We start from the raw sequence: 13058 nt of genomic DNA on the forward strand, positions 1-13058 counted from the left end.
CGCCGACGCTGTGAGGCCGCCCGCCCATGCCTGAGACCCCGCTGCCCCTGGAGTCGCTGCGCGGCGTGGTGGGCCTGCTGGCCGAGGGGGTCGCCACGGTCGCCGAACTCGGGGCCGCCGTGATCGTGGGGGGCGCGATCCTGCAGGCGCTGTGGCTGAGCCTGCGCGCCGTGACGGGCCGGGGCGGCGACACCGACAACGACAAGCAGACGCTGCGGCTGCGGCTGGGCCGCTGGCTGGCCGTGTCGCTGGAATTCCTGCTGGCCGCCGACATCCTGCAGACCGCCATCGCGCCCACCTGGCAGGACATCGGGCAGCTCGGCGCCATCGCCCTGATCCGCACCGCCCTGAACTACTTCCTGCAGCGGGAGATCGAGGCCCACGACCGCCACACGGCGCGCGCGGCGGGGCCGCCGGGAGAGGGCGCTACGCCAGCGCCGCGTTGATCGTCTGCACGATCCGCTCACCGTAGGCCTCGATGCGCTTGGGCCCCAGGCCCGGCACCCCCTGCAGGGCCTCCAGACTGCGCGGCTGCCGGGCGGCGAGCGCCTCCAGCGCCGCGTTCGGGAACACCACGAAGGCGCTGTGGCCGCTCTCCCTGGACAGCTCGCGGCGCAGCTCCCGCAGGGCCTCCGCGACGCCGGGGTGGGGTTCGCCCGCTCCGGCGTCGTCCAGCAGGGGAAGCGCGGTGGGCTTCGGCTTCAGCAGCCCCAGCAGCACGCTGTTTTCGCGGGCTCCCCGCTCGGCCGGCGCCGGAACCGGCCGGGCGGCACGGGACTCGCCGCCGTGCTGCTGCACGAGGCCCAGCACCTCGTCGCCGAAGTCGGCCAGTTTGCGCACGCCCACGCCGGGCACGGTGCCCAGCGTGGCGTGGCTGCCGGGGCGCAGCTCCGCGATCACCTTCAGCGAGGCGTCGGTGAAGATCACGTAGGGCGGCACGGCCAGCTCACGGGCCTTGCCCAGCCGCCAGGCGCGCAGGGCCTCGAACAGCGGGGCGTCCTGGGCCTCCACCGGCACCCGGCCGGGGCGGGCCGAGCGGTCGCGCTCGCGTTTACTGGCGCGGGGCTGCAGGGTGTCCTCGCGCAGCAGCAGGGTCGTCTCGCCCCTGAGGAGCCCGCGCGCCTTGCCGGTCGCCATGAGGCCGTGATGCTCACCGGCCGCGAGGTAGCCCAGGCTGACGAGCTGGCGCAGCACCCCGCGCCAGGTCTTCTCGTCGTGGCCCTTGCCGACCCCGTAGGTGGGCAGGTGGTGGTGCCCCATCGAGATCACCTTCTCGGTCGCGTGGCCCATCAGCACGTCGGTCAGGTGGGCGGCGCCGAAGCGGTTGCCGGTGCGGATGGCGGCCGAGAGCGCCATCTGCGCCTCGCGGGTCATGTCGCGCACGCTCGGGGGCTGCAGGCAGGTGTCGCAGTTGCCGCAGGGCTCCGGCAGGTCTTCCCCGAAATACGAGAGCAGCACCTGGCGGCGGCACGTCCCCGCCTCGCAGTAGGTCAGCAGGGCGTCCAGCTTGCCGGCCTCCATGCGCTTGACCTCCTCGGGAGCGTCGGAGGAGGCCAGCATCCGGCGCACGTTCACCACGTCGGCCAGGCCGTACACCATCCAGGCGGTGCTGGGCAGGCCGTCGCGCCCGGCGCGGCCGGTCTCCTGGTAGTAGCCCTCCATGCTCTTGGGCAGATCCAGGTGGGCCACGAAGCGCACGTTGGGCTTGTCGATGCCCATGCCGAAGGCCACCGTGGCGACCACGACCAGCCCCTCCTCGTTCAGGAAGCGGTCTTGCGCCATGGAGCGCTCACGCGGCGGCAGCCCGGCGTGGTAGGGCACGGCGTCGATGCCCTGGGCCACCAGCCACTTCGCCGTCTCCTCGACCGACTTGCGCGACAGGCAGTAGACGATGCCCGCGTCGCCCGGGTGCTCGGCCCGGATGAAGTCGAGCAGCTGGGTCTTGGGGCCTTCCTTGTTCGCCACCCGGTACTGGATGTTGGGGCGGTCGAAGCTGGACACGAACTGCGGCGCCCCGTGCAGCGAGAGCACGCTGAGGATATCGGCGCGGGTGCGGTCGTCGGCGGTGGCGGTCAGGGCCACGCGCGGGATGTCGGGGAAGCGCTCGGGCAACGCGCGCAGCCCCTGGTACTCGGGCCGGAAGTCGTGGCCCCACTGGGAGACGCAGTGCGCCTCGTCGATGGCGAACAGCGCGACCTGTACCCGCGAGAGCAGCTCCAGCGTGCGCGGCAGCAGCAGACGTTCAGGCGCCACGTACAGCAGGTCGAGGTCGCCGGCCATCAGCGCGGCCTCGACCTCGCGCGTCTCGGGCAGCGACAGGCTGGAGTTCAGGAAGGCGGCCCGCACGCCGAGCGCCTTCAGGGTGTCCACCTGATCCTTCATCAGCGCGATCAATGGTGAGACGACCAGCCCCACGCCGGGCCGCAGCAGGCTGGGGAGCTGGTAGCACAGGCTCTTGCCGCCGCCGGTGGGCATCAGCACCAGCGCGTTGCCGCCGTCCACCACTGTGGTGACGATGTCTTCCTGCACGCCCCGGAAGGCGTCGTAACCCCAGACGGACTTCAGGAGCGACAGCGCCTGGCGGGTGACTGGGCTCGTCCCTGGAGGGGTCACTGAACGGGGGGCGACGGTCATCACCCCTGAGCATAGCGCGTTACGTGCAGGACGTAACCCGGTCAGGGGGCGACCTCAGGGCAACCGCAAAGTCGCAGGCTCTGTCCTTTATGCCTGGGCTGGGGGCGAACCCACTACTCCGCAGCTGTTCCAGTCAGTCACCTCCGGTGCCAGCTCCCCTCCCTGCGGGCTCTGCAAGGCAAGGGGAGCCAGGGATCCACTTGCCTCACCTTGAGCGCCCGATGTGAAATGAGAAGAACCGGCATCGGACACGGGATGGGAAATGAGCGTCCAGTACGAGGGCGAGCTTCGCCCGCCACCCCCCTCCCCAGCCCTCCCCCACACGGAGGGAGGGAGAAAAGGCAGTGACCCGGACGACTCCGTTCGCATTTCACATCAAGCGTCTTGAGGGGAGGTACTCGCACAGCTGCACAGCAGCGAGGTCATCCGAAGCGTATGCCTACTTACCACTTCGCAGACTTTGCAGTAGTCCTGCCGGCGACCTGCGGCCCCGTGACGCCGATGGCCGCCCCGGGCCACTCATCCATCGACGATCATTCATCACCCGTCCACTCTCTACACGTCCAGATCGGGCTTGACCTTCCGGAATTTGTCCTCCAGAAAGCGCTGGTGGGTCAGCAGCTCCTGGCCACCGCTCCTCAGGGTGCGGTCGAGGATGTCCTGCACGGCCGTGAGCAGCAGGTCAAGCTGTTCCATGAGCAGATCCTTGCCCGTCTTGCCCCCCTCGATGGGGGTCACGTCCGCGCGGGTGCGCGGCAGCTTGAGATAGGCGCCCACCGAGTCCGGCGCGTACTGTTCGCGGATCGTGCGGGCCAGATACTCGGCCTCGCTGCCGCCCTGGCCCTGGGCCTTCAGGTGGGTCAGCGCCTCCCGCGTCCGCAGGTCGAGGGCCACCAGCTGGGCGCGCACCTCGCCGGGCAGGCGGGCATCGAGTTGCAGGGCGGTGAAGGGGTCGGTCTGAGATTGTACGGGGCTGGACTGGGCTGAACTGGGCTGGGCCGCGCTGGCCTGGGCAACCCTCTGCGCCACGGGCACCGGCTCTGGCTCGGCGCCGAACGTCCCCAGCGGCAACCCCCCGGCCTGCCGGGGCAGCGCCTGAACCGGCGTCCCCTCGCCCCGTTCGGCGGCGTCCCGGCGACCGGCGGCCATCATCCCGCCCATCAGCGCCAGCATCGCCATCACGGCCAGCGGGAAGATCACCCAGCCGGCGCCCATCAGCATGAACAGGCCAGCGCTGAGCAGCACGGCGACCAGGGCCGGCCGGTCGTCGCGGCGGCGCCTGAAGGCCCGCGAGGCGAAGGCGCCCAGCAGCATCCCCGCCGCCGGATGCACCACCCACGTGGCGCCCAGCACGGCCAGCAGCGCCAGAATCCCGGACGCGTGGGCCACGTAGGCCGGCTGCTTCCCCCGGCGCGTGAAGATCACGGACGCGAAATGCGCCAGCGCGACCCCGGCCAGTGGGTGCACGATCCAGTCCAGAGGCCCGAGCAGGAAGGACAGGTCAGGGATCATGAGCGGCGCGTCCTGCCGGGGTCATCCGTGGCGATCGGTGGTGCCATGCCCGGAATACGGGGCCGGGCCGCCCACAGTTCCCGGCGAGGCCGGGCGCCTTCACGACTCTGGGTCGGCCTTCAGCGTCAACTGCAGGAACACCAGATCGAGCCAGCGGCCGAACTTGTGCCCGACCTGCCGAAAGTGCGCGACCTGCACGAAGCCCAGCGCCTCATGGAAGCGCAGGCTGCCGGCGTTCTCGGCGTCTACCCCGCCGATCAGGGTGTGCAGACCACGGGTGCGGGCCTGGGCGATCAGCGCCTCCAGCAGCGCCCGCCCCAGGCCCTGGCCCCGCCACCCGTCGCGGACGTAGACCGAATGCTCGGCCGTGAAGCGGTAGCCGGGCTTCTCGCGGAAGGGGCCGAAGGTGGCCCAGCCGGTGACCTCCTGATCCAGGATACTGACCAGCACCGGCCAGCCGCCCTCCTGCTTGTGCCCGAACCACTCCAGCCGCGACTCCAGACTCACCGGCTCCAGGTCGTACGAGGCGGTGGTGTGCAGTACGGCGTGGTTGTAGATCTCCAGGATGGCGGGTACGTCCGCACGGGTGGCAGGGCGGATGACCGGAGCGCTGGACAGGGCGGACGACATGGCGCACCGTAAGGGATCGCGATCAGCCATGCAAGGCCGGCCCGTGACGGCACGCTGAGCCATCCTGCCGATTCGCCCCCAGGAACCAGAGAGAGACAATCAGGGAACATGGCTTCCCATTCCCCTCATGCACTGACCTTCCAGACCTTCCTGCACGGCGTGACGCCCGACCACCTGCAGGGCTTCTTCGAGGGCTGGCCCCACCCGCCGCGTCCGGACACCCACCTGAAAATCCTGCGCGGCTCGCAGGCCCGCGCCCTGGCCCGGCTACCGGGCGGTCAGGTGGTGGGTTTCGTGACCGCCCTGAGCGACGGCGTGCTGAGCGCCTACCTGCCGCTGCTGGAGGTGCTTCCCGAGTGGCGGGGCCAGGGCGTCGCGTCCCGGCTGGTCGAGCTGGTGATCACCGCGCTGGGCGATCTGTACATGATCGACTCCGCCTGCGACGACGAGCTGGTGCCCTTTTACGAGCGCCTGGGCATGGTGCGAGGGAACGCCATGATCCGGCGGAAGGACTCGCGGCAGAACGGACGCTGACCCGACAGGAGAACCGGCCGGAAGCACACGCTCCCGGCCGGTCGGTCTCCCTTCCGCTTATTTGCGGAAGCTGGGGTTCAGCACTTTCTTCCGCAGGCGGATGGAGTGCGGGGTCAGCTCGACCAGCTCGTCCTCGGAGATGTACTCCAGGGCGTCTTCCAGACTCAGCTTGCGGGGCGGGATCAGGGTCAGGGCGTCGTCGGCGCCGCTGGAGCGCACGTTCGTGAGCTTCTTGTTCTTGCAGACGTTGACGTTCATGTCCTGCTCGCGGGCGTTCTCGCCCACGATCATGCCCACGTACACTTCCGCGCCGGCGTCGATGAAGAAGTTGCCGCGATCCTGCAGCTTCCAGATCGAGTAGGCGAAGGCCGGGCCGTCTTCCATGGAGACCAGCGAGCCGTTCTGGCGGCTCTTGATCTCGCCGGCCCAGGGGGCGTAGCCGTCGAAGATGTGGCTCATGATGCCCTCGCCCTGGGTCATGGTCAGGAACTGGGTGCGGAAGCCGAACAGGGCGCGGCTGGGGATCTTGAACTCCACGCGCACGCGGCTGCCCTGGGGCTCCATGTTCACCATCTGGCCCTTGCGCGAGCCCAGCACGCCGATCACGGCGCTGGACAGCGACTCGGGCATGTCGAGCACGAGGTGCTCGAGGGGCTCGTGCTTCTCGCCGTCGATCTCGCGGATGATGACCTGCGGGGCGCCGACCTGCACCTCGTAGCCCTCGCGGCGCATGGTTTCCAGCAGGATCGAGAGGTGAAGCTCGCCGCGCCCGGAGACCTTGAACTCGTCGGGGCGGATCTCCTCGACCTTCAGCGACACGTTGGTCATGACTTCCTTCTTCAGGCGGTCATTCAGGTGGCGCGAGGTGACGTATTTGCCGTCCTTGCCCGCAAACGGGCTGGTATTCGGCTGGAAGATCATCGACACGGTGGGCTCGTCCACGGTGATGATGGGCAGCGCCTCGGGATCGGCCAGGTCGGCCACGGTCTCGCCGATCTGGGCGTCCTCGACCCCGGCCAGCGCCACGATGTCGCCGGCGCTGACCTGATCGACCTCGATCCGGCGCAGGCCCATATGCGTGTAGGGCTGCACGATCCGCGACTTGGTCATGGTGCCGTCCTTGTGGATCAGCTGCACGAAGTCGCCCTTCTTGACGGTGCCGCGCTGGATGCGCCCCAGCACGATGCGGCCCATGTACTCGGAGTAGTCCAGGTTCGTGACCAGCATCTGGAAGGGAGCGTCCAGATCGGCAGCCGGCGCGGGGATGTGCTCCAGCACCATGTCGAACAGCTCGTGCATGTCGTCCTGGGGCTTGTCGAGTTCCTTGAAGGCCTTGCCCTCGCGGGCGATGGCGTAGAGGATCGGGAAGTCGAGCTGGTCGTCACTTGCGCCCAGTTCGGCCATCAGGTCGAAGGTCAGGTTGACGACCTCTTCCGGACGGGCGTCCTGGCGGTCGATCTTGTTGATGACCACGATGGGCTTGAGGCCCAGCTCGATGGCCTTGCGCAGCACGAAGCGGGTCTGGGGCATGGGCCCCTCAGCGGCGTCCACCAGCACCAGGCAACCGTTGACCATGCCCAGCACGCGCTCGACCTCGCCGCCGAAGTCGGCGTGGCCGGGGGTGTCCACGATGTTGATCTTGATGCCCTGGTACTCCACGGCCGTGTTCTTCGCCAGGATGGTGATCCCGCGCTCTTTTTCCAGATCGTTGGAGTCCATGGCGCGCTCGGTGATCTCCTCACCGTGGCCGAGCTTCAGGGTCTGACGCAGCAGCGCGTCCACCAGCGTGGTCTTGCCGTGGTCGACGTGTGCGATGATCGCGATGTTCCGGTATTCCATAGTTCAGCTCCCTTGTCTGGAGCATTCAGCTTTCAGCGCTCTGCTATCAGCCATCTGCTCTGTCCATCTGCACTGTTAGGCATGAAAAAGCCCGCCACACGACTCGGGGCGGGTCACCCAAACGGAGATTTTAGCACATCCCGAACGATCTGACGTGGGGGCCGGTCTGGCGGCCCTGCCCACGGGGAGCCGCCGACCGGCTCCGCCAGCGTTCCCGTCGCAACCCCTGCAACTGAAAACCACCGGGTTTAAATCCGGTGGTCACCTCAGCGGGCGAGCCTCAGGCCAGGATCTGCGGCGGAGCCGGCTGACCGCGTTCGAACTGCACGCCGTCGTCGCCCAGCACCACGCGCACTTCCTCGCCCTCGTTGCCGATCAGCTCCAGGGCCAGGCCGTCCTCGATCTCCTCGCGCACCAGGGTGCGGAGCTGGCGGGTGCTGCCGACCGCGTGCTTGGGGCCACGGGCCTTGAGCTTGCCCACCAGCCAGGAGGCGATGGCCGGATCGAAGGTCACGGTCAGCTCGCGGCTCGCCAGCTCCTCGCGCATCTCGCCCATGAGCTGCTGGGCCACGCGCACCAGTTCCTCCTCGCCCAGCGACTTGAAGCGGATCACCTCGTCCAGCCGGTCGAGGAATTCCGGGGTGAAGATGTTGCGCAGCGGCGCGTTGTTGTCGGGCGTGACCGGCGAGAAGCCCACGGTCGGGCCCACGTTGAAGCCGGTGTTGCTGGTCATGATCAGGATGGTGCGGCGGAAGTCCACGGTGCGGCCCAGACCGTCGGTGAGGCGGCCGTCGTCGAGCACCTGCAGGAAGGTGTTGTAGACGTCCGGGTGGGCCTTCTCGATCTCGTCGAGCAGGATCACCGAGAAGGGCTGGCGGCGCACGGCCTCGGTCAGTCGGCCGCCCTGCTCGTAGCCCACGTAGCCGGGAGGCGAGCCGATCAGCTTGCTCACCGAGTGGCTTTCCTGGAACTCGCTCATGTCCACGCGGATCAGGGCGCGCTCCGAGCCGAAGAGGCTGCGGGCCAGGGCCTTGGCCAGGAAGGTCTTGCCGACCCCGCTGGGCCCCACGAACAGGAAGCTGGCGGCCACGCGGGTGCGCCCGCCCAGGCCCACGCGGGCGCGGCGCAGGGCCGAGCTGAGCGCCTTGATGGCGTCGGGCTGGCCGTACACCTGATCCTGCAGTTCCTTGTCGAGGTCGGCCAGTTGGGTGGCCGTCTCTTCAGAGTAGATGCCGCCCATGGAGTTGATCACAGCCTCCATGTCCTCGCGGGTGACCATCGGTTCGCCGTCGTCGTTCTCGGAGACCGGCAGGCCGACGCTCATGTTCAGACGCACGCGGCTGGCCGCCTCGTCGATCAGGTCGATGGCCTTGTCGGGGAAGTTGCGGCCGGGCAGGGAGCGCTCACCGATCCGCACGGCCAGTTCCAGCGCCTGATCCGGAATCTGCACGCCGTGGTGCTCCTCGTACTTGGGGCGCAGGCCGCGCAGGATCTGCAGGGTCTCTGCGGGGCTGGGCTCCAGCACGATGACCGGCTGGAAGCGGCGTTCCAGGGCGGCGTCCTTTTCGATGTAGCGGTGGTACTCGCCCGTGGTGGTCGCGCCGATGACCTGGATCTCACCGCGCGAGAGCGCCGGCTTGAGGATGTTCGCGGCGTCCAGCGTGCCCTCGGCGCCGCCGGCCCCGACCAGGGTGTGCAGCTCGTCGATGAAGGCGATCACCTTGGCGTTGCGCAGTTCCTCGATGATCTGGCGCAGCCGCTCCTCGAACTCGCCCCGGTACTTGGTGCCCGCGACCACGCCCGAAAGATCCAGGCTGACCAGCCGGACGCCGTGCAGGTTGGGCGGCGTGCGCTTCTCGAAGATCGCCAGGGCCAGCCCCTCGACGATGGCCGTCTTGCCCACGCCCGGATCGCCGATGAGCACCGGGTTGTTCTTGGTGCGGCGGGTGAGGATCTGGGTCACGCGGCGGATTTCCTCGGAACGGCCGATCACGGGGTCGAGCTTGCCCTCGCGCGCCCACTTGGTCAGGTCGCGGCCGTACTCGTCCAGAAAGGGCGTGGCGACCGGCTTGGCGGGCTTGCTGCCGCTGCCCTCGCCCTGCGCCAGGATGCGCCAGCGGATGGTGTCCACATCCTTGGTCAGCTCCTGCAGGATCCGGAAGGCCACGCCGTCGCCCTCGCGGATGATGCCCAGCAGGATGTGTTCGGTCGAGGTGACCTGGGCGCCCAGGCTTCTCGCCTCGGCCGAGGCCAGTTCCATGACCCGGCGGGCCCGCGGCGTAATGCTGGGGGCGTCGTTCAGGCGGTTGCCCTCGCCCCGGCCGATGATCTCCTCGACCCGGCGGCGCAGGCCGTCCAGACTGGCGCCGAACTCGGTCAGGATGGTCGCGGCGGTGCCGCCCTCGCGCATCAGGCCCAGCAGCAGGTGCTCTGGCCCCACCATCGCGTGGCCCAGCCGGTTTCCCTCTTCTCTTGCGTAGTGAAAAACCAGGCGGGCGCGGTCGTCATATCTGTTCATGGGGAACCCCCAATGGCGGAAGCGCAGGTAGAAGCGCGGGGCTGACAGGAATCGGGGCGGGCCTTGAGACGCTGCAGATCGGAACTGCGGGCGGGATGTACGGACTCCATTCAGTCTAGAGTATCGCCAGGGCGCAGGTCACGGCGCATCCAAACTCACGTTCTCCACGACCCCTGCGGCACAGGCCCCTCCCGAATCCACTGTAGCGAGCCGGGCCTGACGCCCATCTTTCGGGAGCCCTTACATTGACCGCATGAGCAACGAACCCTCCTCACCACCGGCCAGAGACATCATCTTCGGCGACCAGCAGGCCCGCATCCTGAAGCGGCTGGAGGGGCTGGACGACGACCTGGCCGCCTACATCCGTGACTTCGCCTACGACACCGTATACGACCACCCGGGCCTCGACCTGAAGACCAAGGAGCTGATCGCCTGCGCCCTGCTGGTCTCGCTGGGCAGTCCGCCGGAGCTGCGAACCCACCTGCGCGGCGCCCTGAACGCCGGGGCCACGGAGGCCGAACTCAGGAGCGCGCTGCTGATGTGCATCCCGTATCTGGGCTTTCCCCGAACCGTGGCCGGCTTCGAACAGTTGCGAGTCCACCTGCACGCAGGAACAGACCACAAAAAGGGTGAACCAGCCAGTCCGCCGGTTCACCCTGAAGAGGTGGAGCTTTAGAAGGTGTACTTCACGCCGAGGCGGGCCTTGAAAGCCGTGCCTGGGCGAACAAAGCGGTCGCTGTAGGTCTTGTAGTCAGCGTCACTCGTTTCGTAGGTGGCGGTGTTCGTGCCACCAGTGGCCAGAGTGTTGACCTGGTTGATATTGGAGTTGAAGAAGTAGTCGAAGCCCAGATCGCCAACCAAGCTCAGATTGCCCGTCAGGGCATAGCTGGCCATCGAACCGAAGCCGATACCGAAAGCATTGGCCGAGTAGGTCGATTTGTTCGAGCCGTAGTCCTCGGTGCTCTTAAACATCCCGTAGCGGCCACCAGCGTACACCAGAGTATCGATCCCCGGCGCAATTTCTCCGAGGCCATAGGTGGCGTCCAGGGAGACGACCGTATGGCTGCCATATTCCTTGGCATCCAATCCGCCGGCTGAGGTGGGCCGTTTGGCATCCGCAAAGGTGCCCAGACCGAGATCGCTGCTGTCACGGATCGCGTCCACGGGGCGGGTGTAGGCCACGCCGACCTTCACGCCGACCGGGCCAATCACGTTGGGCGAGTGGACGAACACTTCACCGCTCAGGCCGTTGGCATAGCCGCCGGTCAGGCCGAGTTCGATGGTCTGTGCCCCGGCGGTCGCGGCGGTCACGAGGGCAGTCATGGCAATGAGTCTCTTCATGCCTGGACTATGCGCTGCCCACCGAGCGCCGCAGATGAGAAACGTGGCGAGGCGGGTTGGCACGTTTTTTATGATCTGGTGGTCAATTCTCACCGGTTCGTCAGATTCTGGGGGCCGAGCAGGGTTGCCCAGTCACCTACTCGGCGCGAAGTGAATGGTCTGCTAAACTTGTACTCGGTATAATTTGTCATGCTGAGGTGACCGCGACCGACCTGTTCCCTATCTGTCACCCACGGAGGCCCGATGAAAATATTGACGCTCGTAAGACAAGTTCCCGACGCGGAAGCGCGGATCAAGATTCAAGGTCAGACGGTCGATCTGGACGGCACCACCGTCGTGATCGACGGCATGGACGAGTACGGGGTCGAGGAAGCCCTGCGGCTGCGTGAGGGCGGCGCCCAGGTCGAGGAGATCATTGCGCTGGCCATCGGCCCCAAACGCAACGAGGACGCCCTGCGGACGGCCCTGGCGATGGGCGTCGACCGTGCCATCCACATCGAGACGGACGCCCGCTACGACGCCGTGTCGCTGAGCGCCATGGTGGCCCAGGTGGCCCAGCAGGAGGGCGCCGGCCTCATTCTGGTGGGCGGCCAGGAGGCCGACTGGGACTCGCAGGCGCTGGGCGCGGCCACGGCCGAGCGCCTGGGCTGGCCGCAGCTCACCTGGACGAACGAACTGAAGGTCGAGGGCGACACCCTGAGCGGCCGCCACGACGTGGACGACGGCAACGAGAGCTTCCGCGCCAGCCTGCCGGCGGTCGTGACCACCCAGCAGGGCCTCAACGAGCCGCGCTACCCGACCTTGCCCAACATCATGAAGGCCAAGAAGAAGGAACTCCGCAAGGACGACCCGGCGAGCTATCCCTCCCAGAGCGCGGTGAGGCTCGTGGGGGCCGAGATCCAGACGCGGGCGCGGCGCAACCACATGATCGACGGCAAGGATCCCCAGGCCGCTGCCGCCGAACTGCTGAACCTCCTGAGAAACGAAGCGAAGGTGCTCGCATGATCCTGATTGTGGCTGAACACAGTGGCGGCTCGCTCGCCAAATCGACCCTGGAGATGGTCACCGCGGCCCGTGCCTCCGGCCGTGAGGGCCCCGTAACCCTTCTGGTGCTGGGCCAGGGCATCGGCGCCGTGGCGAAGGAGGCGGCGGCCGTCGCCGATCAGGTGCTGGTGGCGGATCTGCCCGCGCTGGCGACCTACAACGCCGAACTCTGGGCCGCCGCCGCCGCGCAGATCGCCCAGGAGGGCGAGGCGAACACCGTGATCATCGGTGGCAGCCGCAGCGGCCGCGAATTCGCCCCGCGCGTGGCAGTCAAGCTGGGCGCGCCCTATCTGGAAGACGCCATCAGCCTGAGCAGCGAGGGCGCGGCCCTGCGGGCGCAGCGCTACACCTACCTGGCGCGCGTCACCGAGACCGTGGAGGCCGAGGGGCCGGTCGTGGTCGTGAGCGTCAAGCCGGGATCGTTCCAGGCCGCCGCGCCCGCCGCCCAGGCCGGCGAGGAATACGACGTGGAACTGGAGCTGCCGGCCCCCCGCGTGGAGATCACCGGCCGCTCGGTGGAGAAGAGCAGCCGCGTGGCCCTGACCGAAGCCGACGTGATCGTGACCGGCGGGCGCGGCGTGGGCAGCCCGGAGAACTTCGCGGCCTACGTCGAGGGCTTCGCCGACGCCATCGGGGCGGGGGTGGGGGCCACGCGCGCCGTGGTGGACGCCGGCTGGCGCCCCTACGCCGAGCAGGTTGGCCAGACCGGCAAGACCGTGCAGCCGGGGGCCTACATCGCCCTGGGGGTCAGCGGCGCCGTGCAGCACTTGAGCGGCATGGGCAAGAGCAAGAACATCATCGCCATCAACAAGGACGCCGAGGCGCCCATCTTCAAGGTGGCGGACTACGGCATCGTCGGTGACCTGAACCAGATCGTCCCGGCCCTGATCGAGGCGGCGAAGAAGTAGCACGGATCGGCGACCCGGATCCGAGGGGGAGAGGCGTCGTGCCGTCTCCCCCTTCTGCTGACGGCTCAGTGGGTGCCGGACGCTGCCACTGTTTGGAC

Annotated in this window: 11 protein-coding genes; 5 read left to right on the forward strand and 6 right to left on the reverse strand. The window is 68.3% G+C overall.

Features of this window, described 5'->3' with window-relative positions; all coding sequences use genetic code 11:
* Positions 1 to 26: 26 nt before the first annotated feature.
* On the forward strand, positions 27 to 446 hold the full coding sequence (locus CVO96_RS00425) for a DUF1622 domain-containing protein (RefSeq protein ID WP_103309120.1): 420 nt from the start codon (positions 27 to 29) through the stop codon (positions 444 to 446).
* On the opposite strand, the gene recQ is transcribed toward CVO96_RS00425, so the two are convergent.
* The 3 genes from recQ to CVO96_RS00440 form a co-directional block, all read right to left on the reverse strand.
* Entirely contained in the window at positions 427 to 2634 is a 2208-nt protein-coding gene (gene recQ, locus CVO96_RS00430) for a DNA helicase RecQ (RefSeq protein WP_103309122.1), read from the reverse strand. The two genes, CVO96_RS00425 and recQ, sit on opposite strands and share 20 nt — an antisense overlap.
* A gap of 555 nt (positions 2635 to 3189) precedes the next feature.
* Positions 3190 to 4146, reverse strand: coding sequence for a hypothetical protein (locus CVO96_RS00435; protein WP_243398091.1), 957 nt, complete (start codon positions 4144 to 4146; stop codon positions 3190 to 3192).
* A gap of 99 nt (positions 4147 to 4245) precedes the next feature.
* Positions 4246 to 4776, reverse strand: coding sequence for a GNAT family N-acetyltransferase (locus CVO96_RS00440; protein ID WP_103309124.1), 531 nt, complete (start codon positions 4774 to 4776; stop codon positions 4246 to 4248).
* A 108-nt stretch (positions 4777 to 4884) separates the two neighbouring features.
* On the opposite strand from CVO96_RS00440, the gene CVO96_RS00445 reads away from it, so the two are divergent.
* Positions 4885 to 5310: a GNAT family N-acetyltransferase gene (locus CVO96_RS00445; RefSeq protein ID WP_103309126.1), complete on the forward strand. Its 426-nt coding sequence runs from the start codon at positions 4885 to 4887 to the stop codon at positions 5308 to 5310.
* Between the two features lie 57 nt (positions 5311 to 5367).
* On the opposite strand, the gene typA is transcribed toward CVO96_RS00445, so the two are convergent.
* Both typA and CVO96_RS00455 read right to left on the reverse strand, forming a co-directional pair.
* Positions 5368 to 7149, reverse strand: coding sequence for a translational GTPase TypA (gene typA / locus CVO96_RS00450; RefSeq protein WP_103309128.1), 1782 nt, complete (start codon positions 7147 to 7149; stop codon positions 5368 to 5370).
* A gap of 280 nt (positions 7150 to 7429) precedes the next feature.
* Positions 7430 to 9667 carry an ATP-dependent Clp protease ATP-binding subunit gene (locus tag CVO96_RS00455; protein ID WP_103309130.1) on the reverse strand — a complete coding sequence of 746 codons (2238 nt, stop codon included), beginning with the start codon at positions 9665 to 9667 and terminating at the stop codon, positions 7430 to 7432.
* A 253-nt stretch (positions 9668 to 9920) separates the two neighbouring features.
* Between CVO96_RS00455 and CVO96_RS00460 the strand changes: the two genes are divergently transcribed.
* The gene (locus tag CVO96_RS00460) at positions 9921 to 10343 is read left to right on the forward strand and encodes a carboxymuconolactone decarboxylase family protein (RefSeq protein WP_103309132.1); all 423 of its coding nucleotides are present in this window, start codon (positions 9921 to 9923) and stop codon (positions 10341 to 10343) included.
* Here the strand turns inward: CVO96_RS00460 and CVO96_RS00465 are convergent.
* Positions 10340 to 11008, reverse strand: a complete 669-nt coding sequence (locus CVO96_RS00465; RefSeq protein WP_103309134.1) for a hypothetical protein — start codon at positions 11006 to 11008, stop codon at positions 10340 to 10342. The genes CVO96_RS00460 and CVO96_RS00465 overlap by 4 nt on opposite strands.
* A gap of 243 nt (positions 11009 to 11251) precedes the next feature.
* Between CVO96_RS00465 and CVO96_RS00470 the strand changes: the two genes are divergently transcribed.
* Together CVO96_RS00470 and CVO96_RS00475 are read left to right on the forward strand one after the other, a co-directional pair.
* On the forward strand, positions 11252 to 12013 hold the full coding sequence (locus CVO96_RS00470) for an electron transfer flavoprotein subunit beta/FixA family protein (protein WP_103309136.1): 762 nt from the start codon (positions 11252 to 11254) through the stop codon (positions 12011 to 12013).
* Entirely contained in the window at positions 12010 to 12960 is a 951-nt protein-coding gene (locus CVO96_RS00475) for an electron transfer flavoprotein subunit alpha/FixB family protein (RefSeq protein ID WP_103309139.1), read from the forward strand. The genes CVO96_RS00470 and CVO96_RS00475 overlap by 4 nt, the downstream gene beginning before the upstream one ends.
* The last annotated feature ends 98 nt before the right edge of the window (positions 12961 to 13058 follow it).

The organism is Deinococcus koreensis (assembly GCF_002901445.1).
Classification (GTDB): Bacteria; Deinococcota; Deinococci; order Deinococcales; family Deinococcaceae; genus Deinococcus; species Deinococcus koreensis.